Origin of the sequence: Dyella sp. OK004 (assembly GCF_900114495.1) — a bacterium.
In the GTDB taxonomy this organism is placed as follows: Bacteria; Pseudomonadota; Gammaproteobacteria; order Xanthomonadales; family Rhodanobacteraceae; genus Dyella_D.
The window spans coordinates 924,828-951,735 of record NZ_FOZI01000001.1; the positions used below are offsets into that span (position 1 = coordinate 924,828).

26 protein-coding genes are annotated in these 26,908 nt (G+C 64.8%); 18 read left to right on the top strand and 8 right to left on the bottom strand.

Features of this window, described 5'->3' with window-relative positions; translation table 11 throughout:
- Window positions 1–8 precede the first annotated feature (8 nt).
- From BM338_RS04020 to BM338_RS04050, 7 genes are all read left to right on the top strand, one after another.
- Window positions 9–221: a hypothetical protein gene (locus BM338_RS04020; protein ID WP_090449526.1), complete on the top strand. Its 213-nt coding sequence runs from the start codon at window positions 9–11 to the stop codon at window positions 219–221.
- Between the two features lie 76 nt (window positions 222–297).
- Window positions 298–1,803, top strand: a complete 1,506-nt coding sequence (locus BM338_RS04025) for an outer membrane beta-barrel protein (protein WP_090449527.1) — start codon at window positions 298–300, stop codon at window positions 1,801–1,803.
- Window positions 1,804–1,813: 10 nt separating this feature from the next.
- Window positions 1,814–2,392 (top strand): potassium-transporting ATPase subunit KdpC, encoded by a 579-nt coding sequence (kdpC, locus tag BM338_RS04030; protein ID WP_090449528.1) that lies wholly within the window; start codon window positions 1,814–1,816, stop codon window positions 2,390–2,392.
- A 98-nt stretch (window positions 2,393–2,490) separates the two neighbouring features.
- Entirely contained in the window at window positions 2,491–5,157 is a 2,667-nt protein-coding gene (locus BM338_RS04035; RefSeq protein WP_090449529.1) for a sensor histidine kinase, read from the top strand.
- Complete coding sequence (locus BM338_RS04040) at window positions 5,154–5,855, top strand: response regulator (protein WP_090449530.1); 702 nt, start codon at window positions 5,154–5,156, stop codon at window positions 5,853–5,855. Before BM338_RS04035 ends, BM338_RS04040 begins: the two co-directional genes overlap by 4 nt.
- A gap of 230 nt (window positions 5,856–6,085) precedes the next feature.
- Window positions 6,086–6,769 carry an HAD family hydrolase gene (locus BM338_RS04045; RefSeq protein ID WP_090449531.1) on the top strand — a complete coding sequence of 228 codons (684 nt, stop codon included), beginning with the start codon at window positions 6,086–6,088 and terminating at the stop codon, window positions 6,767–6,769.
- A 106-nt stretch (window positions 6,770–6,875) separates the two neighbouring features.
- Window positions 6,876–7,211, top strand: a complete 336-nt coding sequence (locus BM338_RS04050) for a hypothetical protein (RefSeq protein ID WP_090449532.1) — start codon at window positions 6,876–6,878, stop codon at window positions 7,209–7,211.
- Window positions 7,212–7,216: 5 nt separating this feature from the next.
- Here the strand turns inward: BM338_RS04050 and BM338_RS04055 are convergent, their stop codons facing one another.
- From BM338_RS04055 to secB, 4 genes are all read right to left on the bottom strand, one after another.
- On the bottom strand, window positions 7,217–7,837 hold the full coding sequence (locus tag BM338_RS04055; RefSeq protein WP_090450103.1) for a class I SAM-dependent methyltransferase: 621 nt from the start codon (window positions 7,835–7,837) through the stop codon (window positions 7,217–7,219).
- A 65-nt stretch (window positions 7,838–7,902) separates the two neighbouring features.
- Window positions 7,903–10,929, bottom strand: coding sequence for a DEAD/DEAH box helicase (locus tag BM338_RS04060; RefSeq protein ID WP_090450104.1), 3,027 nt, complete (start codon window positions 10,927–10,929; stop codon window positions 7,903–7,905).
- A gap of 114 nt (window positions 10,930–11,043) precedes the next feature.
- Window positions 11,044–12,069 (bottom strand): NAD(P)H-dependent glycerol-3-phosphate dehydrogenase, encoded by a 1,026-nt coding sequence (locus BM338_RS04065; protein ID WP_090449533.1) that lies wholly within the window; start codon window positions 12,067–12,069, stop codon window positions 11,044–11,046.
- 9 nt (window positions 12,070–12,078) lie between these two features.
- Window positions 12,079–12,570, bottom strand: coding sequence for a protein-export chaperone SecB (gene secB / locus BM338_RS04070; RefSeq protein WP_090449534.1), 492 nt, complete (start codon window positions 12,568–12,570; stop codon window positions 12,079–12,081).
- Between the two features lie 315 nt (window positions 12,571–12,885).
- Between secB and rpmB the strand changes: the two genes are divergently transcribed.
- From rpmB to BM338_RS04090, 4 genes are all read left to right on the top strand, one after another.
- On the top strand, window positions 12,886–13,122 hold the full coding sequence (rpmB, locus tag BM338_RS04075) for a 50S ribosomal protein L28 (RefSeq protein WP_090449535.1): 237 nt from the start codon (window positions 12,886–12,888) through the stop codon (window positions 13,120–13,122).
- Window positions 13,123–13,132: 10 nt separating this feature from the next.
- Complete coding sequence (rpmG, locus tag BM338_RS04080; protein ID WP_008211962.1) at window positions 13,133–13,300, top strand: 50S ribosomal protein L33; 168 nt, start codon at window positions 13,133–13,135, stop codon at window positions 13,298–13,300.
- Window positions 13,301–13,398: 98 nt separating this feature from the next.
- Window positions 13,399–13,947 (top strand): DUF4166 domain-containing protein, encoded by a 549-nt coding sequence (locus BM338_RS04085; RefSeq protein ID WP_090450105.1) that lies wholly within the window; start codon window positions 13,399–13,401, stop codon window positions 13,945–13,947.
- Window positions 13,937–14,347, top strand: coding sequence for a thiol-disulfide oxidoreductase DCC family protein (locus tag BM338_RS04090; protein ID WP_090449536.1), 411 nt, complete (start codon window positions 13,937–13,939; stop codon window positions 14,345–14,347). Before BM338_RS04085 ends, BM338_RS04090 begins: the two co-directional genes overlap by 11 nt.
- Before the next feature lie 67 nt (window positions 14,348–14,414).
- On the opposite strand, the gene BM338_RS04095 is transcribed toward BM338_RS04090, so the two are convergent.
- Window positions 14,415–15,623 carry a DesA family fatty acid desaturase gene (locus BM338_RS04095; protein ID WP_090449537.1) on the bottom strand — a complete coding sequence of 403 codons (1,209 nt, stop codon included), beginning with the start codon at window positions 15,621–15,623 and terminating at the stop codon, window positions 14,415–14,417.
- Window positions 15,624–15,784: 161 nt separating this feature from the next.
- Between BM338_RS04095 and BM338_RS04100 the strand changes: the two genes are divergently transcribed.
- The 6 genes from BM338_RS04100 to mutM all read left to right on the top strand — a co-directional run bounded on the left by BM338_RS04100 (window position 15,785) and on the right by mutM (window position 21,905).
- Window positions 15,785–16,525 carry an ABC transporter ATP-binding protein gene (locus BM338_RS04100; protein WP_090449538.1) on the top strand — a complete coding sequence of 247 codons (741 nt, stop codon included), beginning with the start codon at window positions 15,785–15,787 and terminating at the stop codon, window positions 16,523–16,525.
- A complete protein-coding gene (locus tag BM338_RS04105) occupies window positions 16,522–17,310 on the top strand; it encodes an ABC transporter permease (RefSeq protein ID WP_090449539.1) in 789 nt (262 codons plus the stop codon). The genes BM338_RS04100 and BM338_RS04105 overlap by 4 nt, the downstream gene beginning before the upstream one ends.
- Entirely contained in the window at window positions 17,310–18,665 is a 1,356-nt protein-coding gene (locus BM338_RS04110) for a GldG family protein (protein WP_090449540.1), read from the top strand. Before BM338_RS04105 ends, BM338_RS04110 begins: the two co-directional genes overlap by 1 nt.
- Entirely contained in the window at window positions 18,662–19,147 is a 486-nt protein-coding gene (locus tag BM338_RS04115) for a hypothetical protein (RefSeq protein WP_090449541.1), read from the top strand. The genes BM338_RS04110 and BM338_RS04115 overlap by 4 nt, the downstream gene beginning before the upstream one ends.
- 503 nt (window positions 19,148–19,650) lie before the next feature.
- Window positions 19,651–21,063, top strand: coding sequence for an NADP-dependent phosphogluconate dehydrogenase (gene gndA, locus BM338_RS04120; protein WP_090449542.1), 1,413 nt, complete (start codon window positions 19,651–19,653; stop codon window positions 21,061–21,063).
- 14 nt (window positions 21,064–21,077) lie between these two features.
- Window positions 21,078–21,905 (top strand): bifunctional DNA-formamidopyrimidine glycosylase/DNA-(apurinic or apyrimidinic site) lyase, encoded by an 828-nt coding sequence (gene mutM, locus BM338_RS04125; RefSeq protein ID WP_090449543.1) that lies wholly within the window; start codon window positions 21,078–21,080, stop codon window positions 21,903–21,905.
- A gap of 61 nt (window positions 21,906–21,966) precedes the next feature.
- Here mutM and BM338_RS04130 read toward each other — a convergent pair whose 3' ends face one another.
- The 3 genes from BM338_RS04130 to BM338_RS04140 form a co-directional block, all read right to left on the bottom strand.
- A complete protein-coding gene (locus BM338_RS04130) occupies window positions 21,967–22,734 on the bottom strand; it encodes a hypothetical protein (RefSeq protein WP_090449544.1) in 768 nt (255 codons plus the stop codon).
- Between the two features lie 63 nt (window positions 22,735–22,797).
- A complete protein-coding gene (locus tag BM338_RS04135; RefSeq protein WP_090449545.1) occupies window positions 22,798–23,427 on the bottom strand; it encodes a thymidine kinase in 630 nt (209 codons plus the stop codon).
- Between the two features lie 52 nt (window positions 23,428–23,479).
- Complete coding sequence (locus tag BM338_RS04140; RefSeq protein WP_343124152.1) at window positions 23,480–24,862, bottom strand: NAD(P)/FAD-dependent oxidoreductase; 1,383 nt, start codon at window positions 24,860–24,862, stop codon at window positions 23,480–23,482.
- Window positions 24,863–24,925: 63 nt separating this feature from the next.
- Between BM338_RS04140 and BM338_RS04145 the strand changes: the two genes are divergently transcribed.
- The gene (locus BM338_RS04145; RefSeq protein ID WP_090449547.1) at window positions 24,926–26,905 is read left to right on the top strand and encodes a UvrD-helicase domain-containing protein; all 1,980 of its coding nucleotides are present in this window, start codon (window positions 24,926–24,928) and stop codon (window positions 26,903–26,905) included.
- Window positions 26,906–26,908: the final 3 nt, after the last annotated feature.

The window sequence follows — 26,908 nt, forward strand, 5'->3', positions numbered from 1 at the left end:
TTTTCGCTATGCAGACGCTCAAGCTCTCCGTTTCACTGCCTGACGACACGCATCCCGACATGGAGCTACGGCTGTCAGCGAATGATTCGGCGTGCGATGTGATCATCGCCCTGCCTATGCAGCCGAACAGGACAGTTCAAGTGACCCAGCAACCTGGCGATACCAAGGCGCAGGGCGGCGAGAGCGACGACTACGTGCTTGGGGGTTACGCCGGCATCTGACCGGCGTCACGACCCTCTCATCTATCGGTTATCAACAATAAGGCGGTCCGCCCCGGACCGGATTTCAGGAATAGTCATGCAATACAAAAAGGCGCTTACGTTTGCCGTTCTTCTTGCCCTGGCTCCGGCCGGCAAGGCCATGGCGGCGATCGACCAGGTAGCCATTCCCGCGGCGGCAGAGTTGCCGGCGACACCGTCACCCGTCGCCAGCGGCGATTGCTCCAGTGGCTTCTTCTCGCGCCTGGCCGCGGCTTACCGCGAAGATGCACAGCCGGCCGACCCGAATGCTCCGGCGGCGAAGCGCCGTGGGATGGATTCGCCGTTCTCTTCGCCACCGTTCCCCTCCGCCGAATGGCAGCTCGGTGGCGTCGACTACCCGATCGGCGTGCCTAACGAGAACTCGCAGTACCCGCTGGAGAAAGCGCTCGCCTGCACCAAGCTCGGCCACTGGATGCAGGACAACCGCATTGAGACGTACGGTTGGATCAATCCTTCGATGAACATCAGCTCGTCGAGCCATACGAACTACCCGCTGTCGTACGCCACGCGGCCGAACCGGGTCGAGTTCGACCAGTTCCTGTTCCGCATCCAGCGCGTGCCCGACACGGTGCAGACGGATCACATCGACTGGGGCTTCCACTTCGACGATCTGTATGGCTACGACTACCACTACACGACCATGAAGGGCATCACCAGCGACCAGCTGCTGCACAACCCGCGACCGAACAGCGCGTTGAACGGAAAGGTCTATGGCAACGATCCGATGATTGCCTACGTCGACCTGTACATTCCGTGGGTGGCGCAGGGCATGGTGATCACGGCGGGCCGCTATCTGTCGCTGCCGGACATCGAGGCGCAGTTCTCGCCCAATAACTACTTGCTGACGCACTCGATCCTGTACACCGTCGATGCCTATACCAACATGGGCGTCATCACCACTACCAAGCTCAACGATCAGTGGACGATACAGCTGGGTGTGCATGGCGGCGACGATTCGGCGATCTGGGACAAGACCAGCCGGCTCTCCGTGCAGGGCTGCGTGCGCTGGGTGTCCAAGTCCAACAACGACATGCTGTATCCCTGCGTGGAGTCGTACAACCACTCCAAGCAGACCTACAACAACCTGCAGGAATTCGTGCTTACCTGGGGCCATCGCTTCAGCCCCGATGTGCACATGCTGACCGAGGCCTACCGCATTTACGTGCGTGACCAGGCCCTGGCCACGGACCCGTCGCAGTCACACGCTCCGACTGGCGTGCCGGGCTACCCGCTGGGTCAGGCGCCAAACTTTCCGCTGGGCAACAACCCGGCTTATGGCGTCGTCAACTATTTCAATATCGAACTCAACCCGAACAACATGCTGTCGATCCGGAACGAGTTTTATAAGGACGCGCAGGGACAGCGCACCGGTTTCGCCACGCGCTATACGAGCCACACGATCGGCATGACGCACTGGGTATCGCCGGACCTGGAGATCCGTCCGGAGCTGCGCTACGAGCATGCCTACGACTTCCCCGCCTACGACGGCGGCACCAAGAACCATCAGGTGACCGCGCTCGTCGACGCGATCCTGCATTACTGAGGCAACGGCCATGAGCAAGTTGATTCGTCCCGCATTGGTCATGTTGGTACTGATGACCGCCATCACCGGTGTGTTGTATCCGCTGGTCACGACCGGCCTGGCCCAGGTGCTGTTCCCTTCGCAGGCGAACGGCAGCCTGATTACCAAGGACGGCAAAACGGTCGGGTCAAGCCTGATCGGTCAGTCGTTCACGGAATCCAGGTACTTCTGGGGCAGGCCGTCGGTGACCACACCGATGGCCAACAATGGTGCATCTTCCACAGGCTCCAACCAGGGTCCGACCAACCCGGCGCTGACCGATGCTGTGAAACAGCGCATCGACGCATTGCGCGCTGCCGATCCCGGCAACAACGCGCCGGTGCCCGTCGATCTGGTGACGGCCTCGGGTAGTGGCCTGGATCCAGAGATCAGCCCGGCCGCCGCGCAGTACCAGATGATGCGCGTGGCAAAAGCGCGCGGCCTCGATGCGGCGCAGGTGCAGAAGCTGGTGACGGAGGCTACGTCGGGACGGCAGCTGGGCATGCTCGGCGAGTCGCGCGTGAATGTGCTGCAGTTGAATCTGGCGCTGGACGCGCTGCAGCCCCATTGAACCGAGACTTCCCGTAGGAGCGCACAGGGCGCGCTCCTACACTGGTCTCCAGGTGGTTACTCGGGGATAGTACGCACGCTCTCCACAGGCAAAGAAGCATGTCCGACGTTAACCGGGAAGCACGCGCCGACGCTCTGCTCGACAGCGTGCAGGAAGAGCGCCATCGCCGCCTTAAGATTTTCCTCGGCGCCGCGCCCGGCGTGGGCAAGACGTTTGCCATGCTCTCCGCCGCCCGCGAACTGAAGCGGCAAGGCGTGGATGTGGTGGTCGGCCTGGTGGAGACGCATGGCCGCACCGAGACTTCGGCACTGCTGGAAGGACTGGAAGTACTGCCGCGCCGGCAAGTGAACTACCGCGGGCGCGACTTCACTGAGTTCGATCTGGACGCCGCGCTGGCACGACGGCCCGCGGTGATCCTGGTCGACGAACTGGCGCACCGCAATTTGCCAGGGGGGCGGCACGAGCGCCGCTGGCAGGACATCGCCGAACTGCTGGACGCCGGCATCGAGGTGTATAGCGCACTCAACGTGCAACACCTGGAGAGCCTCAACGATCAGGTGCGGCGCATCACCAACGTCACCGTGCGCGAGACGGTGCCGGATGCGTTCCTGGATCGTGCGCGCGATATCGTGCTGGTCGACCTGCCGCCGCGCGAGCTTATCCAGCGCTTGAAGCAGGGCAAGGTCTACGTGCCGGAAACCGCGGCCGCAGCGCTCGATGCGTTTTTCTCTCCGACCAACCTTGCCGCCTTGCGCGAGCTGGCGGTGGACACGGTTGCCGGCCATGTAGACAGCGATCTGCGCGATCACATGCTGGCGCGTGGCGGCGCGATGCCGGTGCGGCGGCGCGTGCTCGCCGCCATCGATGGCCACAGCCAGAGCGAATACCTGGTACGCGTGGCGCGACGCATCGCCGAGCGGCGTGGCGCGCCATGGAGCGTGGCTTTTGTCGACACCGGCGCCACCCTGGACAAGACCCGCCGCGAACAACTCGATGCAGCCATGCGGCTCGCGCGCCGCTTGGGCGGCGACACCATCGTGCTGCGCGGCCATGCCGTCGCGGACGAGCTGATTGCGCACGCGGACCGTGAAGGCATCGGCCAGATCATCCTGGGCCGCACACGCGAGCGGCCGCTCGCGCGCATGCTGGGGCGCTCGCTGACGCAGTTGTTGCTGCGCCGTGGCGCGCACCTGGAACTGACCATCATCGCGACGCCGGCGGAACGCGCGCAGTCGCGTCGTCGATTGCGCATGCCGGGTGGACGCGGGCGACGCAGCGAGTACATCTACGCCACCCTTGCCACGCTGGTGGCGTTCGGCCTTTCCTTTGTTGCCGACCGCTATCTGTCGGTGGCCAATCTGTCGCTGATCTTCCTTACGGCCGTACTGGTGGTGGCGGTGCGCACACGCATGGCGGTAGCGGTATACACCGCGACGCTGTGTTTCCTCGGCTACAACTTTTTCTTCGCGCCGCCGCGCTACACATTGGTCATCGCCAACTTCGACGACGTGCTGGCGGTGTGCCTGTTCTTTGTCGCTGCACTGGTGTGCAGCCGGCTGGCAACCCAGCTGTCCAGCCAGGTGGAATCGATGCGCGCGGCGCACGCGCATGCACGCGCCCTGCTTGCGCTCGGGCAGCGGCTGGCCACCAGTACTGATGCGGCCGGTATCCGCGATGTTGGAGCCGGTGCACTGGCGCACGCCCTGCGTTGCGACGTGGCCGTGCTGATGCGCGACCCGAGCCGGGTATTGCACGCCGTTGCCACGTCGCCGCGCGATGTGCGGCTCACGCCGCAGGATCTGGCCGCTGCCGACTGGTGCGAGCAGCACGCTGAACCTGCGGGCCGCTACACCGACACCTTGAATGCCGCGCCATGTTGGGCGCTGCCGCTGGGCGGCGAAAATCATCGGCTCGGCGTCGCCGCGTTGCGCTTTCCGGCTGAAGCGCACGACCTGTCGCCCGATCAGCGCAGCCTGGCGCTGGCGATGGTGCAGGACATCGGCCAGGCGCTGGAGCGCGCACGCCTGACCGACGAACTGGAAGGCGCACGCGTGCAGGGCGAGACCGAGCGTTTGCGCAACGCGCTGCTTTCATCGGTATCGCACGACCTGCGCTCACCACTCGCTTCGATGATCGGTTCCGCCGGCACGCTGGCCAGCTATGGCGATCAGTTGCCGGCGGGCGAGCGGAAGGAGCTGCTCGAAGCGATCCTTGGCGAAGGACAGCGTCTCGATCGCTATATCCAGAACTTGCTCGACATGACCAAGCTGGGGCACGGCACACTCAAGCTCAACCGCGACTGGACCGATGTCGCCGAGATTGTCGCCGCCGCCGTCACGCGCCTGCACAAGCTGTTCCCGGAGCTGAAGGTGGACACCATGCTGCCGCCGGGCACGGTACTGCTCTATGTGCACCCCGCACTGATCGAGCAGGCGCTGTTCAACATTCTGGAGAACGCCGCGCGCTTCTCGCCGCCGGGCGAGGCGGTGCGGGTGATCGTGCGCAGCGCGGCGGAAAAACTCCAGATCGATGTAATCGACCGCGGCCCGGGCATTCCCGAGGATGAGCGTGCGCTTATCTTCGATATGTTCTATTCGGTGGCACGCGGTGACCGCGCGCCACAGGGCACCGGACTGGGGCTGGCGATTTGCCGCGGCATGATCGGCGCGCATGGGGGAAGCGTGGAGGCCTTGCCCGGAGATGGCATCGGCACCACCATTCGCATCACCCTGCCCCTGCCACCACCTCCTGAAGAAACCCCATGACTGCCGCCGCCCCCTGCGTGTTGGTAATCGACGACGAAGCGCAGATCCGCAAGTTTCTCGATATCGGTCTCCGCGCCGAGGGTTACGAGGTCGTGCTGGCGGCGAACGCGGCCGAGGGTCTGGCCAAGGCTGCCACGCGCACGCCCGACGTGGTGATCCTGGATATCGGCTTGCCCGATCGTGAAGGCCATGAGGTGCTGGCCGAACTGCGCCAGTGGAGTCAGGTGCCGGTGCTGATGCTGTCGGTACGCGATTCGGAGAGCGAAAAGGTGCGCGCGCTCGACGCCGGCGCCAATGACTACGTCACCAAGCCGTTTGGTATCCAGGAGCTGATGGCGCGCCTGCGCGCGCTGCTGCGCAATCGTCCCGACGAGCCCGAGCCGGCCCCGCAACGCTACGACGATGGCCACCTCGCCATCGACCTGGCGCGACGCGAAGTGCATCTCGATAGCCAGCCACTCTCGCTCACCCGCAAGGAATACGCCGTGCTGGCCATGCTGTTCCGCCACGCCGGCCGCGTGGTGACGCAGCAGCAACTGCTGCGCGAGATCTGGGGCGCCACCCATGTGCAGGACACGCACTACCTGCGCATCGTGCTCGGCAAATTGCGACAGAAACTGGGTGACGATCCGGCAGCGCCACGCTGGCTGAAAACCGAGCCCGGTGTGGGTTATCGCTTCCTCGGCGGAAGCCTGTAGGAGCGCACCCTGTGCGCGACCGGCATGGCAAAACGCCTCGCAGGTGTTCGCAGAGCCATCCATACCCTCGTTCTCTGCCGTGCAAACCGGCGGGACTGCCGGTTTGTCGCGCGCAGAGCCTGCCCCGGACTCGATCCGGGGGTGCGCTCCTACCATCATCATCAGTACGTGGTCGCTACCGTCACGCGGGATAAGCGACACTTCGCGTTCGACTGATCTGGAGATTCCCCATGCCCCGCAGCAGCACGGCCTTCCTGTTCGATCTCGACGGCACGCTGGTCGACAGCGTCTATCAGCACGTACTGGCATGGAAGGAAGCACTGGACTCCGAGGGCGTGGAGCTGTCGGTGTGGCGCATCCATCGCAAGATCGGTATGAGCGGCGGGCTGTTCACCAACATCCTGCTGCGTGAAACCGGCCTGGAGATCACGGAGGAACGGCTGGCGCGGCTACATCAGCGACACGCGGAAGCGTTCAACCGACAGCACACGCAGGGATTGGTGCGGCCGTTGCCCGGCGCGCGCGAGTTGCTCGCCTATCTCACTGAGCAGGGCTATCCCTGGGCCATTGCCACGAGTGGCCGCATGCAGACCGCCGCGCACAATATCGCCGCGCTCGGTGTCGATCCGACCAAAGTACCGGTGGTGACGCGCGACCAGGTGAAGCATGCCAAACCCGATCCCGACCTGTTCCTCGCCGCCGCCGAGCGTCTTGGCGTGGATATCCAGCAATCGCTGGTGATCGGCGACAGTATCTGGGACATGCTCGCCGCGCAGCGTGCACGCGCGCTGGGTGTCGGTCTGCTTTCCGGCGGCTATGGCGAGGACGAGCTGGCCCGTTCCGGCGCATTCCGCGTGTATGACGATCCGGCTGACCTGCTGCGCCATATCGACGAAGTCGCGGCGAGGCCCTGAGCCCGGCCGCGGCGTGGTTCGCGCGTCACGTGTCAGGCGCGATTCAGCGCGGAAGCACGGGCTCGCGCTAGTCTCGAAGACCCCACCCGATGGCCGGAGCCGCATCATGCGCCGACTCGCCCTTATCAGTCTTCCGCTTGCCGTGATCGTTGCTGCCTGTTCGTCACCGCAGGCACCGCAACCGGATCAGCCGCCCAAACCACAGGCCGCCGCCGCGGCACCGGCCAATGCCTCACTGGGCTCGCACGAATGGTATCAATGGGTCGATCAGCGCCTTGGCGTCAGCGACGACCAGGCGCATGGCCCGGACTTTGGTTCCGACGAATGGAACCTCGCCGTGCAGCACAAGCTGGGACAGGAAGCGCCACAGTCGAAGCCGGGTTCACCCGAGTGGCAGCAGGCGGTGGATGCCTTGCTGCGCACACGCGTCCAGTCGCACTGAGCGACTCAGATCCGCTGCAGCCTTGCGTAGGTGAAGTGCTGCTCCGCACCGCCGGGAGTGTGATGCGTTTCCCTGGTGCTCTCTACCAGCCCGAAGGCGGCACCGAATATCGCCTGCAAACTCGCCACGCCATAACGCGCCACCGGCAATCCGCTGCAACTCTCGGGGCCGTCTTCCGCAAAGGTGGCGATAACCATCTGGCCATCCGGCAGCAGGCTGCGCTGCAACGTTTCCAGATAGAGCTTACGGTCATGCGCGTCGACCAGGAAATGGAAGACCGCGCGGTCGTGCCACAAGGCATAGCGCTTCGACGGAGCAAAGCCGAGTACGTCAGCCACGATCCAGTCGACGCGGGATGCCAGCGACCCCAGACGCTCCTGCGCCGTGCTCAGCGCGGCAGATGAAATATCCAGCACCGACAGATCGTCGCGGCCCTCATCCAGCAAGGCATCGATCAAGGTGGACGCGCCACCGCCAACGTCGATGAGCGGAGCTTCCAGCGGCAGGCCAGCGTCCCGGATCATCGACAGCGAAACGTCGGGCCGGCGCTGATACCAGCTCACCGCATCGGACGCCTTGGTTTCGTAGGCGTGTTCCCAATGTTGTTTGCGCGTGATGTCGACCATGGTGATCACCTAGCTACGTATCCGCAAAGAATACGCGCATCAGGCAGCGCCGCAGGGGGACGAATTCAGCCTGGTGCGAGCAGCGCGTCGAGGTCCTCCTGATCGAAGCTCAACCGCTCGCGCGTACCGCCGCCTTCCAGCACAGCTTCGGCCAGTTCGGCCTTGCGCGCCTTCAGTTCCTCGATGCGTTCCTCGACCGTGCCTGAGGTGATCAGGCGGAACACGAACACCGGTTTGTCCTGGCCGATGCGATGCGCGCGGTCGCTGGCCTGCGCTTCGGCGGCTGGATTCCACCATGGGTCGTAGTGGATCACTGTATCGGCGGCGGTTAGGTTGAGACCCACGCCGCCGGCCTTGAGCGACAACAGGAACAATGGCACGTCGCCTTCCTGGAACTGGCGCACCGGTTCGGCGCGATCACGCGTCTCGCCGGTGAGGGTGACGTACGGAATGCGGTGACGATCGAGTTCGTGCGCGATCAGCTTGAGCATTTCGGTGAACTGCGAAAACAGCAGCACCTTGCGCCCTTCCGCCAACAGCGCGGGCAGCATGTCCATCAGCAGCTCGAACTTGGCGGAATCGCGCACACCGCGCGCGGCTTCCAATTTCACCAGACGCGGGTCGCAGCAAACCTGGCGCAGTTTGAGCAGCGCATCGAGCACCACGATGCCGCTATGCGAGATACCGCGCTGGGAAATCACTTCGCGCAACTCTTCAGCCAGCGACAGGCGCAGGCCTTCGTAGAGTTCGCGCTGGCGCCCTTCCAATACCACGCGACGTGTGATCTCGGTTTTCGGCGGCAGCTCGGAAGCAACCTGGGCTTTCGTACGGCGCAGGATGAACGGTGCGAGGCGATGGTTGAGGCGATCCTGGCATTCGGTGTCGCGCTGCTTTTCGATCGGCACTCGATAGTGGCGGCGGAACGCGCCTTCATCGCCGAGCAGGCCGGGCACGGCCAGATCGACCTGCGACCACAGTTCGCCGAGATGATTTTCCAGCGGCGTGCCGGTGAGGCAGACGCAACGCGGCGCGCGCAGGCTCAACACCGCACGGCGGGCCTGGGTACGTGGGTTCTTCACCTGCTGCGCTTCGTCCAGCACGATCAGTTCGAACGCCTGCTTGCGCAAGGTCACCACGTCGCGCGGCAACAACGCGTAGCTGGTGAGCACGATGTCCTGCGCACCCAGCTGCGAGAAATCGCCGCCGCGCTGCGGGCCGTGCAGGGCCAGCACTTTCAGTGACGGGGCGAAGCGCGCGACTTCGGCCTGCCAGTTCGGGATCAGGCTGGTCGGCACCACGATCAGGGCCGGGCGTGTCAGCGCGCCGCGCTCTTTCAGCGCAAGCAAGTGCGTGATCAGCTGCAGCGTTTTACCCAGACCCATATCGTCGGCGAGCACTCCGCCGACGCCTGCTTCGGCGAGCGCGTTCAACCAGCGCAGACCTTCGCGCTGATAAGGACGCAGCTCCACGGTGATTCCGTCGGGCACCGCATCGCTGGCGCGCTCCGCGGCGTCGCGCAGTCGCGCGGTAAAACCACGCAGTTGTTCCGGCGCTTCCAGCGCACCGCCAGCGGGCAGCGCTTCAACGATTTCTTCGAGACGACCCGCCTGCACGCGCGGCAGGTGCAACTTCTTCTTGGGTTTTTCCAGGTATTCCGCCAACGGCGCCAGCAGGCCACGCAATTCTTTCAGACGCACCGGCACGCGGCGGCGCTCGTCCACCGGCGCGTACCACACGGCGTCTTCCGGCTCGTTCGGCGCGGGGCTGAGATTGAGCTGATGTTCGGCCAATGCCTGCGCCACCGCGGGCAACAGGTTGTGACGCTTGCCTTCGACCTCGATGCCGATCTCCAGGTCGAAGGCATGATCGTCGGCGTCTTCCACCGCGTTGCCATACCAGCGCACCGGGCCTTCCAATACTTCAAATGGAAAACTGGGCGCGTATTCGAGCTGAAAACCTTCGACTTCGAGCTTCGGCCGCAGCGAGAGCCAGCGGGCCGGGGTGTTCACTTCAAGTGCACCGGCGTAGCCCTTGCCGGGGAACAGCCACGCGTCTTCGGGCAAGGTGTCAGCGAGATCCCACGGCAGGCCTTCGGTATCCACGCCGGGGGTGAGGCCGGCGCGTTCAAGCTGCTCCATCGCGGTGAGTTCTTCCGCACGACGGCGCGCGATTTCCACCAGGACACCGTTGCGCACGCGGCGCACCAGCGGCTCGCCGCCGCGACCGGGCAGGCGTTCGCCGGCGTAATCAAAGGCCAGGCGTGCATAAGCGAGTGGCGGCGTGCCCGCAGCGAGGCGCGCGTGGCGAGTCAGCGCATGCAGGATGAGTATCGGCTTGGGCGCCAGCTCGGCACGGCGTAATTCGGCAAAGACTTGCGGCAGCGGGATGCGATGCGTCAAGCGGCTACCCGGCAACGCGTCACGCAGGCGGCGACCATGCTCATGCTTCAGCGCCGGCAGATCCAGCCAGTGCGTTTCTTCCACCGGCGCTTCGAGATGACCGAGTTCGGCGCGCTCGGGATCCAGATACCACAATGAATCGACGCGCAGCAGGCGCTGATTTTGCGGCAGTGACGGCAGCAGGCGCTGGCTGCCGTCCTTCTCCAGTTGCCAGTGCCAGTTGAGCTGATGCGATTTGCCGCGCGACAGGCGCAGGCCGGCGAGGCCGCCGAGAAAGCATGGTGCGGTGTCGAGAATTTCCGCTAGCAAGGTATCGCCGACGTGCCCGGCGAGCCGCGCATAGCTGCGGCTCTTGCGCACGGACTGCGGCAGGCCGAGCATGGTGGCGGCGAGGCGCTGTTCGTGCGGCTCCAGCGGCAGTTGTGCGAGATGGCGGCTGTCTAGCGGCGCCGGCCGCACGAAACGGCCCTGCTCAGCGACGGCCAGCAACACCGGCGCCACATCGATGCGCACGAAGGGCACACCTTCTTCCGGAATCACATCGAGGAAAAAGCCGAGCACACCACGCTCATGCGCTGCAGCGAGCGCGGTTTCGGCCAGCAGCTTGCACCACACGGGCGGCAGCGGCTCACCGCTGTCGTCGCGACGCGGCGGCATGGGATCGCCAAGCTGTTTCTCGTCGGGTTGCTGCATGCGCGTGAGGTCCGCCGGGGCAACCAAAAGACCGAGCTTAGCAAGGCCCATGCACAGATGCGCGTCTCGCCGCCCGGTTTTTCACACCGGGCAGCCAGGGATGCTCGGGATGGTTCAGAACGGGCCGAACAGGCCTTGCGGGTATTCCGGCTTCTGCTCGCGCGCCATCAGCGCTTTCAGGCCTTCCACCGGTGTGACCTCACCGTGCAGCACGGCGCGCACGCCGTTGCTGATCGGCAGGTCCAGACCGTGTTTGGCGGCCAATCGCGCGACTTCATCGGCGGTAACGACGCTTTCGACTACCTGACCGATCTGGCGCACGGCCTCGTCGATGGCGATGCCACGCCCTAGCGCCAGACCAAGCCGGCGGTTGCGCGACAGGTCGCCGGTACAGGTCAGCACCAGGTCACCGAGGCCGGACAGGCCCATCAGCGTTTCCGGGCGAGCACCCAGGGCAACGCCAAGACGCAGCATCTCGTTCATGCCGCGGGTGATCAGGCCGGCGCGGGCGTTGAGGCCCAGATTCATGCCGTCGGCGACGCCGGTGGCGACCGCCAGCACGTTCTTCATCGCACCGCCCAGTTCCGCGCCCAGCACATCGCTGCCGGAATACGCGCGGAAGTTCGGCGCGTGCAGCATCAGGGCGAGCTGGTGCGCGAAGGCATCGTCGTCCGAATGCACGGTGACCGCGCTGGGCAGGCCCAGGGCGACTTCCTTGGCAAAGGACGGCCCGGTGACTACCGCCGCGGCGCGGCCGGGCAGCTTTTCCGCGACCAGTTCATGCAGGAAGCGGCCGGTGCCCGGCTCGAAGCCCTTGGTGGCCCAGGCGATGCTGGTGCCGGGATCGAGCATCGGCGCGATCTCGTCCAGCATGCTGGCGAAGGCATGGCTGGGCACCACCAGCAGCACGATCCCGGCGCCGCGCACGGCGGCGGCGAGATCGCTCTGGTACTGCAGCTCTACCGGCAATTGAATGTCCGGCAGATAGCGCTGGTTCTCGCGAGCATCAGCCATCGCCGCCAGCGCACTGGCGTCGCGTCCCCACAGGCGAGTAGGCACCCCATTGCGTGAGGCCAGCGCCGCGAGCGCCGTGCCCCACGAACCGGCTCCCAGCACCGCCAGAGTCGGATATGCAGCCATGTCGGGGACTTAGCTGTTGAGCACCGGAGTTTCGCCGCCGTCGGTCAGGCGGCGTGCCTGCTCGGCGTAGAGTGCGTCGAAGTTGATCGGCTGCAACAGGAACGGCGGGAAACCACCTTCCATCACCAGCGCGGAGATCACTTGACGGGCATACGGGAACAGAAGGTTCGGGCAGTAGCTGCCGATGATGCCGGCATGGTCGGCCTCGTTGAAACCGGACACGCCGAACACGCCAGCCTGCTGCACTTCGGCCAGGTAAGCGGTGCGCTCGCCCAGGGTGCAGGTCAGGGTGAGGCTCAGCACCACCTCGTACATATCGTTGCCGAGATCGGTGGCCTTCTGGCCTAGGTTCAACTGCACCTGCGGCTGCTCGTTGGTCTCGCCAATCTCCTGGAAGATCTGCGGCGCGTTGGGCGCCTCGAACGACACATCCCTGACGTAGATCTTCTGCAGCACGAGCTGCGGCTGGCCAGCCTGGCCATTGGCGGTGACGTCTGCCATCGGAAACCCCTCGCTATCTTATGTATGCGGAAACGACAAAGAGGCCGATTGTTCCATACATCCCCGCCAGCCGCCATGCGGAAAGGCCCCCCTGACCTGGCAGCTCAGTTGGTCAAAGATTGCGCACAGACCTGTTTTTCTGGGAGAATGCACGGCTCGGCCATGCCGGCCCGACTCTTCGGGCACGTTCGCGACGCGATGCGGACCTTACGGCAGCCCCCGAAAGCAGCACCCTCCAGCATCGCGTGGCGCAAGGCGCCGCTGGGCCGATGTCGCCCTGGCCAACGGGCGGTAAACGAATCTACGGAGGTCATCATGGCCCGTGTATGCCAAGTCACCGGAAAAGGTGTGCAGACCGGCAACAACGTCTCGCACGCTAACAACAAGACCCGTCGCCGCTGGTTGCCTAACCTGCATGAGCGTCGCTTCTGGGTCGCCAGCGAGAACCGCTGGGTGAAACTGCGCGTCTCCAACCAGGCGCTGCGCACCATCGACAAGAAGGGCATCGAGGCCGTGATCGCCGACCTGCGTGCCCGCGGCGAAAAGGTCTGAGGAGTAAGTCATGGCTAACAGCAAGCAAGACAAGATCCGCCTGATCTCGTCGGCCGGTACCGGCCACTTCTACACCACGCAGAAGAACAAGAAGAACACGCCGGAAAAGTTCGAGTTCAAGAAGTACGATCCGGTCGTCCGCAAGCATGTGATCTACAAGGAAGGCAAGATCAAGTAATTGATCCATGCCTTACCGAGAAACCCGCCCTTGTGGCGGGTTTTTTTGTGGCCGGGATCCGACTTGCCCGGACCATGCCCGCCACGCATGATCGCCTCATGCGACCCCTTGCGCTGTTCCCCGCCCTTATCGGCACGGCCGACTGGCCCTGCCTGGCGCCCGCCGTGCAGCGCATGCATGACGACACGCCTTTGCTCCACGCCAGAGGCATCGCAAAGGTCGAGGGTGCGAATCATTGGCCTGCTCGCATGCTGCGACGCTTGCTGGGACTTCCCGAACCAGGAGATGACCAGCCGCTCGCACTGACGATCGAGCGCGACGGACCCCGCGAAATCTGGACGCGGCATTTCGAACACGGACGCATGCGCTCAACACTTGAACGCACCGCCGACGGCGCGAGCCTGCGCGAACAGCTGGGACCAATAGCCTTGTACTTCACCTTGCACCGGGACGGCGAAGCGATCGACTGGCAACTGCGACAGGGGCGCTTTCTTGGCCTGCCCGTGCCGCGGGCGCTGCTTGGCCAGGTGCTTTCGCGCAGCACCGCGGAGCAAGGTCGCTATGTCTTTCATATCGACACGCGACTGCCTTTGCTCGGCCAACTGATCGCGTATCGCGGCTGGCTGGAGATCACCGATGAGCGCTGACGCCGCGCCCGTCATCGTGTTCGACGGCGTATGCGTGCTGTGCAGCCGCTGGGTGGATTTCATCCTGCAACACGATCGCGAGGGACGCTTCCGCCTCGCCGCCATGCAAGGCGAGCACGGGCGCGCGCTATTGCTGGCGCATGGCCTCTCGCCGGATGACCCGTCGTCTTTCCTGCTGGTGCAGGGCCAACGCGGTTATACGGATACCGATGCGATCGCGCGCGTACTGAGCCAGCTAGGGCCAGGTTGGCGTGTGGCGGGCATCACCATGCGGGCCGTCCCTCGCGCCTTGCGCAATGCAGGCTATCGATGGACCGCACGGCATCGCTACCGCCTGTTCGGCAAGCGCGCTCAATGCCGGCTGCCTGATCCCACACAGGCGTGGCGCTTTATCGACTGAGCGCTCGACCAAAAGAAAAAGCCCGCCATGAAGGCGGGCTTTTCGTTCGTACTGATAGCGTCGTGAATCAGGCGGCGCTGGCACCGGCACTGCTGACCGCGTAGGTCTTCAGGCGCTGGGCGAACTCCTGCAGGGCGCGGATACCGCTCTGCTCGGCTTCGGCGATCCACTGCTGCAGACCCTTCAGCGCCTGGTCGGCACCGCGCTGTTCCATCAGGTCGGCGAGGCGGGTGCGGAAATCGCATACCACGCGCAGGTTGGGACGCTTGGCCAGCACGGCCTGCATGCGATCGCGACCTTCGCTGTCGAGCCAGCGACCACCGTCGGCGAGCGAGCGACGCAGGCGACGCGGCATCGACTTGATGTTCTCGCCGGCATGCTGCGCTTCGTCGCGCAGGGTCGGCACGATCACGCCGCGGTAGTAGTCGGTCATCGCCTGGAAGCGATGGGTGAGCACGGCCTTCAGCGTTTCGGCATCCGGCAGGTGCACGTTCGGGCGCACGTCGAGCGTCGGCGCCACGCGCAGCACCTTGGCCAGACCAACGGCGCGCAGCGCGCAGATGGCCGCCCAGCCGATATCGAACTCCCACTTGCGCAGGGCGAACTTCGCCGAGCTCGGGAAAGCGTGGTGATTGTTGTGCAGCTCTTCACCACCGATCCACACGCCCCACGGCGAGAGATTGCGCGCGGTGTCGGCGCTCTCGAAATTGCGGTAGCCCCACCAGTGACCGATGCCATTGACGAAGCCGGCCGCCCAGAACGGGATCCAGATCATCTGCACGGCCCAGATGGCGGCGCCGATCACACCGAACAGGGCGAGGTTGATCAGCAGCATCAGGGTCGGCCCCCAGTACGGGTGACCACTGAACAGCTTGCGCTCGAACCAGTCTTCCGGCGTACCGCGGCCGTACTTCTCCATGTCGGCCCTGTTGTAGCTGGCCTCGCGATAGAGCGACACGCCGTCCCAGAACACCTTCTTGATGCCGAAGATCTGCGGGCTGTGCGGATCTTCCTCGGTCTCTACCTTGGCGTGGTGCTTGCGATGGATCGCCACCCACTCCTTGGTGACCATGCCCGTGGTGAGCCAGCCCCAGAAACGGAAAAAGTTGGCCAGCGCCGGGTGGAAATCCACGCCGCGATGGGTCTGGCTGCGGTGCAGGTACAGCGTCACCGTGAAGATGGTGATCTGCGTCATCACCAGCACGTAGACCAGCATGGTGACCCAACTGGCACCGGTCAGGCCGTTGGACAGGAAGTTCAGCACTGTGTCGAGCATGAGAGACACTCAGATAGGTTGAAAGCGAGTCTAATTGAGGGTTTCCATACCCACCAGCACGGCCGCACTACTCCCTCGCGCGACAGAACGGAACGTGTCTTCGCACGCAGGAACAGGCCCCACTGGTTGTTTAACCATGGGGGCACCGTGACAATCAAGCAATGACTTTGCCACAACCCCTGTTAAAGCTTGATCAGCTTCGCCGGCAGCGTGCCGGGCGACCCGCCGTGGAGCGTCTCAGCCTGACGCTGGACAAGGGCCAGATCCTTGGCCTGCTTGGCGTCAACGGGGCCGGCAAGTCCACCACCCTGTCAATGATTGCCGGCGCGCTGCGCCCCGACAGCGGCAGCATTCAGCTGAATGGCGAAGACTTTCTGGAGCATCCGGAGCTGGCCCGCCTGATCGGCTGGCTGCCCGAACGTGCCCCGTTGTGGCCGGAACTGACCGTCCACGAACATCTGGTGACGCACGGCCGCCTGCACGGCCTGCGCGGCGCCGCACTCAAGCCGGCGTGCGACGCCATCGTCCAGCGCCTGGAACTGACGCCGCTGCTGCGCCGCCTGGCGGGTGTGCTGTCGCAAGGCCAGCGCCAGCGACTGGGCCTGGCCTGCGCGCTGTTGCATCGCCCGGCGCTGCTGGTGCTGGACGAGCCGGCGAACGCGCTCGATCCGGTGCAGGTCGCCTCGCTGCGCAAGGTGATTCGCGAGGAAGCCGCCACCGGCACCGCAGTGATTCTTTCCACGCATCTGCTGGCCGAAGTCACCGCCGTGTGCGATCGCGTGGCGATCCTGCATGAGGGCGGCCTGCGCCACGATGCCGCCGTGACCGACGTCGATCACAAGGCGTTGGAGCGCACCTTCTTCGATATCGCCATGAATGACGGAAGGAACCAGGCCGCATGAGTTCGATGTTCGCGGTGACCCGGCTCGAGCTGCGCCGGCTGTTCGTCCGCCCCCTGGCCTGGGTACTCGCCGCACTGACCCTGGCCCAGCTTGCGTGGCGCTTCGTGCTGCTGCTCGGCAATTTTCTGGATAACCAGATCAAGCTCGCCGCCCTGCCGGGCGGCCCGGGCTATACCGATCTGGTCGGCGTGCCGTTGCTGAGCAGCACGCTCACCGTGGGCATCCTGCCATTTGGCCTGACCGAACTGGCGCTGCTGGTGGTGCCGCTGCTCACCATGTCGTCGCTGGCCGGCGACCGCGTCAACGGCACCTTGCCGCTGCTGTATGCCAGCGGCCTGGCACCATCGAAGATCGTGCTCGGCAAATACCTCGCGGTACTGCTGTGGCTGATGCTCTGGCTGGTGCTCACCGTGGCCATGCCGTTGAGCCTGGCCCACGGCACACATCTGGATTGGGGCAAGTTCGCCGCCGCCACGCTCGGCCTGTTGCTGACACTGGCCACCCTGGGTGCCATCGGTATCGCCTGCTCCGCCTTCGCCTCGCTGCCGGCCATCGCCGCCACCGCCGCGCTGACGCTGGGGCTGGCCTTGTTCACGGTGAACCTTGCCGCGCAGAAGGCCGGCGTCGACAACGGCCTGATCAACGAACTGGCGCTGAGCACCCACCTGGAAGCCCTGCTGCGCGGACTGGTCTCCAGCTCCGACGTGATCTGGTTTCTGTTGGTGATCGCGGTGGCACTGACCTTAGCCACACGCCGTCTCGCGGCCGACAAGGAGCGCGACTGATGGCGCGTGGATTCAAACGTCTGGATGGCTGGCTGTTCGCGCTGGCCTTGCTGGTGGGCGCGGGCGCCATCGGCTATCTCACCGCGCGCCACGATCATGTGGCCGACTGGACACACGATGGCCGCGCCAGCCTGTCACCGGAAAGCCAGGCCGTGCTCGCCACGCTCGCCGGCCCGGTCGAGATAGTTAGCTACGCCAACCCGCAGGGCGACCTGCGCCAGACGGTCAGCAGCTTTATCGAGCGCTATCGCCGGGTGAAGCCCGACCTCAGCCTGCGCTTCGTCGACCCGCAGCAGGACCCGGCCGCCATGCGCGAACTGGGGATCACGGTCGACGGCGCACTGATCCTCCACTACCAAAAGCGCGAACAGCGGCTGGACGAGCTCTCCGAACGCAGCCTCACCAACGCGCTTGAACGCCTCGCGCGTAGCGGTGAGCGTCTCGTCGCTTTCGTCAGTGGCGACGGCGAGCGTCGCGCCGATGGCAAGGCCAATGCCGATCTCGGCACCTTCATGACGCAGCTGGAAGCACGGGGCATGCGCGCTGTGCCGCTGGTGTTCTCGCAGGTCACCGCGGTGCCGCAGCACACCGACCTCGTCGTACTCGCCAGCCCCACGCTGGCGCTGCCGCCCGGCGCAGTGAAAGCACTGACCGACTACGTTGCCAACGGCGGCAACCTGCTGTGGCTCACCGAGCCCGCCAACGACGATCTCGGCCTGCAGCCGCTCGCCGACGCCCTCGGCGTGCGTGTATTGCCCGGCGTGCTGGTGGACGGCCAGGGCGCGGCGCTGGGCCTGCAGGATCCACGCATGATCGCGCTGGGTGGTTATCCGGGGCACGCCATCACGCGCGGCTTCAACCTCACCACCCTGTTTCCACAGGTCTCCGCGCTGGCCCAGGTCAACCGCAGCGGCTGGGAGGTCAACGCCTTCCTGCGCTCCGGCCCGCAGAGCTGGACCGAATTCCAGTCCATCGACAATGCGCACGCCTCCGACATCCGCTACAACGCCGATGCCGGCGAACTGAAAGGCCCGCTCGACTTCGGCTTCGCCCTCACCCGCCTCTCGCCCAGCCCCGACAAAGGCGAACAGCGCGTGGTGGTGATCGGCGACGGCGACTTCCTCTCCAACACCTTCCTCGGCAACGGCGGCAATCGCGCGCTGGGCGAACGCATCTTCGACTGGCTGCTCGGCGACGACGCTCTGGTCAACCTGCCGCCACGCGGCGCACCGGACCGCATGCTGCAAATCAGCCAAGGCCAGCTCAACGCCGTCTCCCTCAGCTTCCTCATCGGCCTACCCTTGCTGCTGCTGATCATCGGCGGCGTCATCGTCTGGCGCCGTCGCCGCGCATGAAACGCGCGACGCGCCAGCACCTGGTCCTGATCGCCGGCGCCATCGCCCTGGCTGCACTGGCCGGCTGGCAATGGCACAACGACCAGCAAACCGACCCCGGCACCCTGCTCTCCTCCGAGCCGGCCTCCATCCAGCGCATCGACCTCCAACTCGCAGGCGCCGCCGTCGAGCACTACGCAAAACACGACGGCCACTGGCAAACCCTCGCAGGCGCCCCCGCCGACAACGGCCGCCTCACCGAGCTGACCGAAATCGCCGCCGCCAACGTCCTGAGCTGGCGCCCCGCCAGCGACTTCGACCCCGCCAAAATCGGCCTCAACCCACCCATAGCCATCCTCACCCTCGATGGCCAACGCCTCGAATTCGGCGAAACAGCGGTGACCGGCCCCCAGCGCTATGTGCGCAGCGGCAACCGTGTTGCACTGGTCTCCGTGCGGTATACGCCACGGCCCATGCAGAGCGAGGCGAAGAAGGCCCAGTAGTTGTAGAAATGAATCGCCGGGACGCCGCTCTATTCAGTCCTTCAAAGCAACAACGCTACGTAGCCGCCATATCCCGAGCACCCACCCCTCACCCCAACCCTCTCCCCGGAGGGGAGCGGGAGGCGTGGCGCTTCGATGGGGAAATAGACGATCAGAGCAAAAGAGAACTATCCCGACGTCTGACACTGGAAAAGGCGTAGCTACAGAGCACACCGCCCGCTCTTCAGGCCATTTCTCTTTGGTTACTTTCTCTTTGGGCCAGCAAAGAGAAAGTGACCCGGACCGCGGCAGCGGTTCGGAAGCCCGCGGCAGGCGAGCCAGGGCACGCAGACGCGACCATCGAAGCGCTTCACTACTGGATCCCTGCCTACGCAGGGATGACGGGTAGGTGGGGATGTCGCAAAGGCCGAGCCCTCTTCCAGAGGGAGAAGAAGAAAACACCTTGCATGACCACCCCCTTTCCCCATATTCAAGAAATCCCTATCCGCCCCCGGAGCACCCAAATGAGCGAGCACCCCGTCATCGGCGTCGTCGGCATGGCCGTCATGGGCCGCAACCTCGCGCTCAACATCGAGAGCCGCGGGCATACGGTGGCCATCTACAACCGCAGCCGCGAAAAAACCGACGAAGTGCTCGCCGAGCATCCGGGTCGCCGCCTGATACCGGGCTACACCTTGAAGGAGTTCGTCGACAGCCTGCAGAAGCCGCGCCGCATCCTGCTCATGGTCAAGGCCGGTGAACCCACCGACGCCACCATCGCCGAACTCAAGCCGCTGCTCGACAAGGGCGACATCCTGATCGACGGTGGCAACACCTTTTTCCAGGACACCATCCGTCGCGAGCGCGAACTCAGCGCGGCCGGCCTGCATTTCATCGGCACCGGCGTCTCCGGTGGCGAGGAGGGCGCGCTGCATGGCCCATCGATCATGCCAGGCGGCCCGCGTGACGCTTACGACCTGGTGGCACCGATCCTCACCGAGATCGCCGCGCGCGCACCTGATGGCGAGCCCTGCGTGGCCTACATGGGCGAGAACGGCGCCGGCCATTACGTGAAGATGGTGCATAACGGTATAGAGTACGGCGACATGCAGCTGATCGCCGAGAGCTATGCCGTGCTCAAGCAGGTGCTGGGGCTTTCCAACGCGGAATTGGCCAAGGTCTACACAGAGTGGAACCAGGGCGAACTGGATAGCTACCTGATCTCGATCACCGCCGACATCTTTGGCAAGAAGGACCCGGAGACCGGCAAGGACATGGTCGACATCATCCTCGACCGCGCCGCGCAGAAAGGCACCGGCAAATGGACCAGCCAGAGTGCGCTGGACCTCGGCGTACCGCTACCGCTGATTACGGAATCGGTGTTCGCGCGACTGCTGTCCGCGCTGAAGGACGAGCGTGTCGCCGCGAGCAAGGTGCTGAACGGCCCCGCCAGCAAACCGTTCGCCGGCGACCGCACGGCATTTGTCGAGTCCGTGCGGCGCGCGCTGTATCTCAGCAAGATCGTTTCCTACGCGCAGGGTTTCGCGCAACTGCGTGCCGCTTCCAGTGAGTACCACTGGAACCTGCCCTACGGCACGATCGCGAAGATCTTCCGCGCCGGCTGCATCATCCGCGCGCGCTTCCTGCAGAAGATCACCGACGCCTATGCGCACGACGCGGCACTGGCCAATCTGTTGCTCGATCCGTACTTCAGCGATATCGCCGCGCAATATCAGCAAGCCCTGCGCGACGTGGTGTCGGCGGCCGTGCAGGCCGGCGTCCCGGTGCCGGGCTTTGCCTCCGCCATCGCGTATTTCGACAGCTATCGCGCGGAACAGCTGCCGGCAAATCTGGTGCAGGCACAACGCGATTACTTTGGCGCACATACGTTCGAGCGCGTCGACAAGCCGGGCAGTTTCCACGCGGAGTGGGCGTAAGGAGCCGATGCTTCGTGCCTGAACTCCCCGAAGTCGAAACCACCCGCCGCGGTATCGCTCCGCACCTGATCGGCCGCCGCATCACTGGTGTCACCCTGCGCCGACGGGATCTGCGCTGGCCGATCCCGCCGGAGGTGAGCGAGCTGCTGCCCGGCCAGCGCATCGAAGAAGTCGAGCGCCGTGCCAAGTATCTGCTGCTACATACGCAGATCGGCAGCGCGCTGCTGCATCTGGGCATGACCGGCGTGCTGCGAGTGTTGCCGCCGGATGCACTGATCGGCAAGCACGACCATGTCGATATCGAACTCGAGCCCACCCAAGTCGAAGGCCCGCGCGTGCTTCGCTTCACCGATGCCCGCCGCTTCGGTTGCCTGCTGTGGCAGCCACCGGGAGAGGTGCACGAATTGCTGGCGAACCTTGGCCCGGAACCACTCACCGACGATTTCGATGGCGACTTGTTATGGCATGCATCGCGTAGCCGTACCGCTGCGGTGAAGCTGTTCCTGATGGACAACGCGATCGTGGTGGGCGTGGGCAATATCTACGCCAGCGAAGCGCTGTTCGCCGCTGGCATCGATCCACGCCGCCCGGCCGGCTCAGTGTCCCGCGCCCGTTACGCGCGGCTGGCCGCTGAGGTGAAGCGCATTCTGGCCTGGGCCATCGAGCGCGGCGGCACCACGCTGCGCGACTTCATCAAACCGGATGGCCTGCCCGGTTATTTTTTCCGGGAATTGATGGTGTACGGACGCGAAGGCGAGCCGTGCAAGGTATGCGATACGGCGATACGGCAGGTGGTGCTGGGGCAGCGCTCAACATTCTGGTGCTCGAAGTGCCAGAAATAAAAACGCGCTGGCGTCAGACACCAGCGCGCATTTCACTCTCGCCTTTGTTCGCCGTCCAGGCTCAGTCCGGCCAGCGAAACTCGACGTAGGTATTGTTGAACTCCGGATCGGCTTCGCCGCCGCCCAGCTTCGCGGTCAGCCCACCCAGCACACCATCTGCATCCAGCTGCTGGCCGTCGTTGAAATGCGAACCCAACGCCAGCAATTCCACCAGCCGTTCGCCGAGGATGCCGGCACGGTCGGTATCGCTATCCGGTACGTTGCGGATGCTCACGTCGGGGCGGCCGAACTTGCGCATGCCGCGGGTGTGGATCCAGTTGCGGCCTTCCGCTTCCTCAGCGTCGCGCAGGATCAGCACGTGATTGCGGATCGGCGCACCGTCACGCACCAGGTAATGACGGCGCCAGGTGACCGCGTCGAACATGGTCAGGATCTGCGGATCGAGGATGGCGACGCCGCCGATATCGAGCAGGCCAGCCAGTACACCCAGCGTGTCGCGCAAATAGCCGACGTCACCGCTGTCCTTGATGCGCCCGCGCACCACCAGCACCTGCGGCGCGCCCAGCGCGGCCTGATAAGCCTCGGGCGCGTCTTCCTTGAACATGTCGCCGATCTGGCCCTTGAGCGGATAGCCCTCCCACTGGCGCAGCGCCGCATGGTGATGGCTGGTCAGCTCGACGCCGTGCGGCAGGCCATCGCTGCCGTAATCGGCCGAGGGCACGCGCACTGCCTCGAACTGGCCGAACACATAGAACTGCAGAACGATCTCTTCATCACTGGGCTGCCAATGCGGGCGCTGCCAGGCGGGAATGGTGATCGGGTTGGCCATGCGGGGGTTTCCTTGTGATGTGCTTGGGCAGCGCGGAAGCGGCCATGCCACCTCCACCGCGGCTCAGTGTTCGCCCAGCGGCAGAACGGATTGCTGCAGTTCGATCCGGCCGCGTCCTTCGGTAATTTTCTTGAACTCGGCCCGGCTCACCGAGACATAGCGGTCGTTGCCGCCGATCTCAACCTGCGGGCCCTCGGTCACGGCCCGCCCCTGCCCATCCACGCGCACCACCATGGTCGCCTTGCGGCCGGTATGGCAGATGGTCTTGATCTCTTCCAGGTTATCGGCCCAGGCCAGCAGGTATTTGCTGCCCTCGAACAGCTCACCGCGAAAATCGGTGCGCAGGCCGTAGGCCAGCACCGGGATATTCAGCCGGTCGACCACATCGCTGATCTGCCACACCTGAGCCTTGGTAAGAAACTGCGCCTCGTCCACGAACACGCAATGCAGCGGGCCACGCGCCGCGATGTCTGCCTCGACCAGGGCAAACAGGTTTTCCTCAGCCCCGAAGCGCCGCGCGTTCGCCTTCAAGCCGATGCGGGAGGCCACCACGCCGTCGCCAAAGCGGTTATCCAGCGCCGGCGTAAGGATCACCGTGCGCATGCCGCGCTCGTGATAGTTGTAGGCGCTCTGCAACAGCGTGGTGGTCTTGCCGGCATTCATTGCCGAGTAATAGAAATAGAGCTTGGCCATGGTCGTTCTCTCGGCGGGGCGACGATGTTACTCGGTCACCCCGCCCAGTGCTTCAAGCCCGATCCAGCGGGGTATTGCCGCCAGTGAACTGGGACCGGGCCTGGCCCAGCCGATACCGCCGCTCATTCCACCAGCGCCGCCAGTCGCGCAGCGCGCACGCCGCATACACCAGCCTGAACGCCTGGATACGGCTCCATACCTTGAACGAATCAAACACATCGCCGGCCAGCATGGAGATCACCCCTTGCTCGATCTGCCAGGTATTGCGCGGCGAGCGGAACATCTGGCTCATCACCGGGCCGTTGAAGCGATAGATAAAGAAGGCGAAACGGCGCATGCCGCGGCGCTGACGACGCTCCAGCCGGCGCAACAGGCCGGCCTCGCGCTGCGGGTGACGCAAGGATTCATCGACCAGCGTCACCGCCTGTTCGGCTCCGCTCATGGCCAGGTACACACCGGAGGAAAACACCGGATCGAGAAACGCGAACGCGTCGCCGATCAGCACCCAACCCGGGCCGCCCATGCAGCTGGAGTCATACGAGTAGTTGCCGGTGACGCGCACCTCGTTGCCGATCAGCTCGGCCTGCTCGATGCGCTTCCACAAGTCAGTGTTCTGGCGCAGCGTTTCGAGCAGAAATTCAACCGTGCGGCCCTTGCGCTGCTTGAGAAATTCGGGACGACACACCGCCCCCACGCTCATCACGCCTTCCGGCAGCGGGATCATCCACATCCAGCCGTGCTCGAAACGGTAAATGCTGATATTGCCGGCGTCCTCACCCGGACGCAGTTCAGCGCCGCGGAAGTGGCCGAAAATGGCTGCGCTCTGATGTTCGTCGTTCTTGCGTTTGAGCTTTTTCTTCGACGACAGAAAGGCGTCACGCCCGCTCGCGTCGACGACATAGCGCGCATGGATGCGGTAGCTCTCACCAGCATCGGTAGCCACATCGATCACCGACTCGCGCGGGCCAGCCTGCGCGACCTGCTTTACCTCATGCCCCTCGCGCGCATCCGCCCCGCATTCGCGCGCGTGGTCGTAGAGCATCTTGTCGAAATCCTGCCGCCACACCTGATAGGCGTGCGGCGGGCTGTTGCCGATCGCACGCGCGAAGGCATAGGTGTTGTAGCCGCGTTCGTTGTCCGCTTCGAAATCCGCGCCAGGCTTGAACACCCCAATGGCGCGCACCTTGTCCATCACGCCCAGCCGCTCGAACAGCGGCAGATTCATCGGCAACAGCGACTCGCCGATGTGAAAGCGCGGATGGCGGTCTTTCTCCAAGGCGATCACCTTGTAGCCCTTGCGCGCCAGCATGGCCGCCGCCGTACTGCCGGCCGGGCCGCCGCCAATCACCACCACGTCGCATTCCTGTGCGGCCTGGACCGTATGTTCCGTCATACCCTTCCCCGTTAAGTGGTCGAACCCTGAAGCGTCCCCCAGCGGGATTATGTCAGAGCTGGCCCTGCTACCATCACGCACCGCACTTCACCGCACGCACGCTCCATGCTCAACCCCCAACAATTGGCCGCAGTCGAGCACTGCGACAGCCCCCTGCTAGTGCTGGCCGGTGCCGGTTCCGGCAAGACCAGCGTGATCACGCAGAAAATCGCGTACCTGATCCAGCGCCGGAAGCTGTCGCCGTCCAAGATCGCCGCGATCACCTTCACCAACAAGGCGGCGAAGGAGATGCGCGAGCGTGTGGCCAAGCTGATCAGCACGGAAGACGCGGCCGCACTCACGGTGTCCACCTTCCATGCGCTGGGCTTGAAGTTCCTGCAGATGGAGCATGCACGCGCAGGGTTGCGCAAAGGCTTCTCCGTGCTGGATGCGGACGATAGCGAAAGCATCGTCAAGGAACTGGCCCCCAAGGGCGCCAAGTCGGACGTGCTGTTCGGCATCCGCAACCTGCTCAGCCGCGCCAAGAACACGGGCCTGTCGCCAGAAGAAGCACAGGCCGCCGCGCGCAGTCCGCGCGAGATGGACGCGGCGATGATCTACCAGCTCTACCAGGCGCGCCTGGCTGCGTTCAACGCGGTGGATTTCGACGACCTGATCCGCTTGCCGCTGCGCATCCTGGAAACCGACGAGGAGTGCCGCACCATCTGGCAGGAGCGCCTGCGCTATCTGCTGGTGGACGAATACCAGGACACCAACGACGCGCAGTACCGTCTGCTCAAGGCGCTGACCGGCGCGCGCGGCGGCTTTACCTGCGTGGGCGACGACGACCAGTCCATCTATGCCTGGCGCGGTGCCAACCCGGAAAACATCGACCAGCTCGGTAAGGACTGGCCGACCCTGCGCGTGATCAAGCTGGAACAGAACTACCGCTGCGGCAAGCGCATTCTGCGCGCGGCCAACAAGCTGATCGCCAACAATCCGCATTTGCACGAAAAGAAACTGTGGAGCGAGCACCCGGAAGGCCCGCAGATCCGCGTACTGGAGTGCAAGGAGAACGAACACGAGGCCGAGCGCGTCGCCGCCATCGCCACCACGCTCGCGGAAAAGCACAAGGCGCGCTGGCATGACATCGCCATCCTGTATCGCGGCAACTTCCAGGCGCGCCCGCTGGAAAAAGCGCTGCGCCTGGCGCGCATTCCTTATCACCTCACCGGCGCACTCAGCTTTCTCGATCGCGCCGAAGTGAAGGACTTGCTGTGCTACCTGCGCCTGCTTACCAACCCGAGCGATGACGCCGCCTTTCTGCGCGTGGTGAACGTGCCCAAGCGCGAGATCGGCGCCACCACGCTGGAAAAGCTCGGCCAGATCGCGCAGACGCGCAATGCATCGCTGCTCGACGCCGCGCGCAGCGATGCCGTGTTGCGCCAGCTCACGCCGCGCCCCGCCGCCGCGCTCGCATCCTTCACCACCTTGCTCGACGAATTGCGCAGTGCCTCGCTGCACGAGAACGCCGCCGACTTGGTCGAAACCGTGCTCAAGCGCACCGGCTACGCGGCGCAGATCGCCGCCAGCACCACCGACGCCGCGATGCGCGAACGCCGCCTGGGCAATCTGCGCGAACTGGCCGACTGGTTCCGCGCCATGCAGAAGGGCAACAACGCCGGCGACCTCGCCGCGCAGCTGGCACTGCTCAGCCATGCCGACCGCGACGAACCCGGCAACGCGCTGCGCATGATGACCATGCACGCGGCCAAAGGGCTGGAGTTCCGCTTCGTCTTCATCGTCGGCTGCGAAGAAGGCACCCTGCCGCACGAAGGCGCCATCGACGAAGGCCGCATCGATGAAGAACGCCGCCTGATGTACGTAGGTATCACCCGCGCCAAGGAAATGCTCACCCTGTCGTGGTCAGCCAAGACCAAGCGCTACGGCGAAGTGCACAGCAACCAGCCCAGCCGCTTCCTGCACGAACTGCCGCAGGACGACCTGCATTGGCAGGGCAAGGATCCCGAAGCGGACAAGGAAGTGGTGCGCGAAACCGCCGAATCGCATATGGCGAAGATCGCCGCGATGCTGGCGGGCGGTTGAACC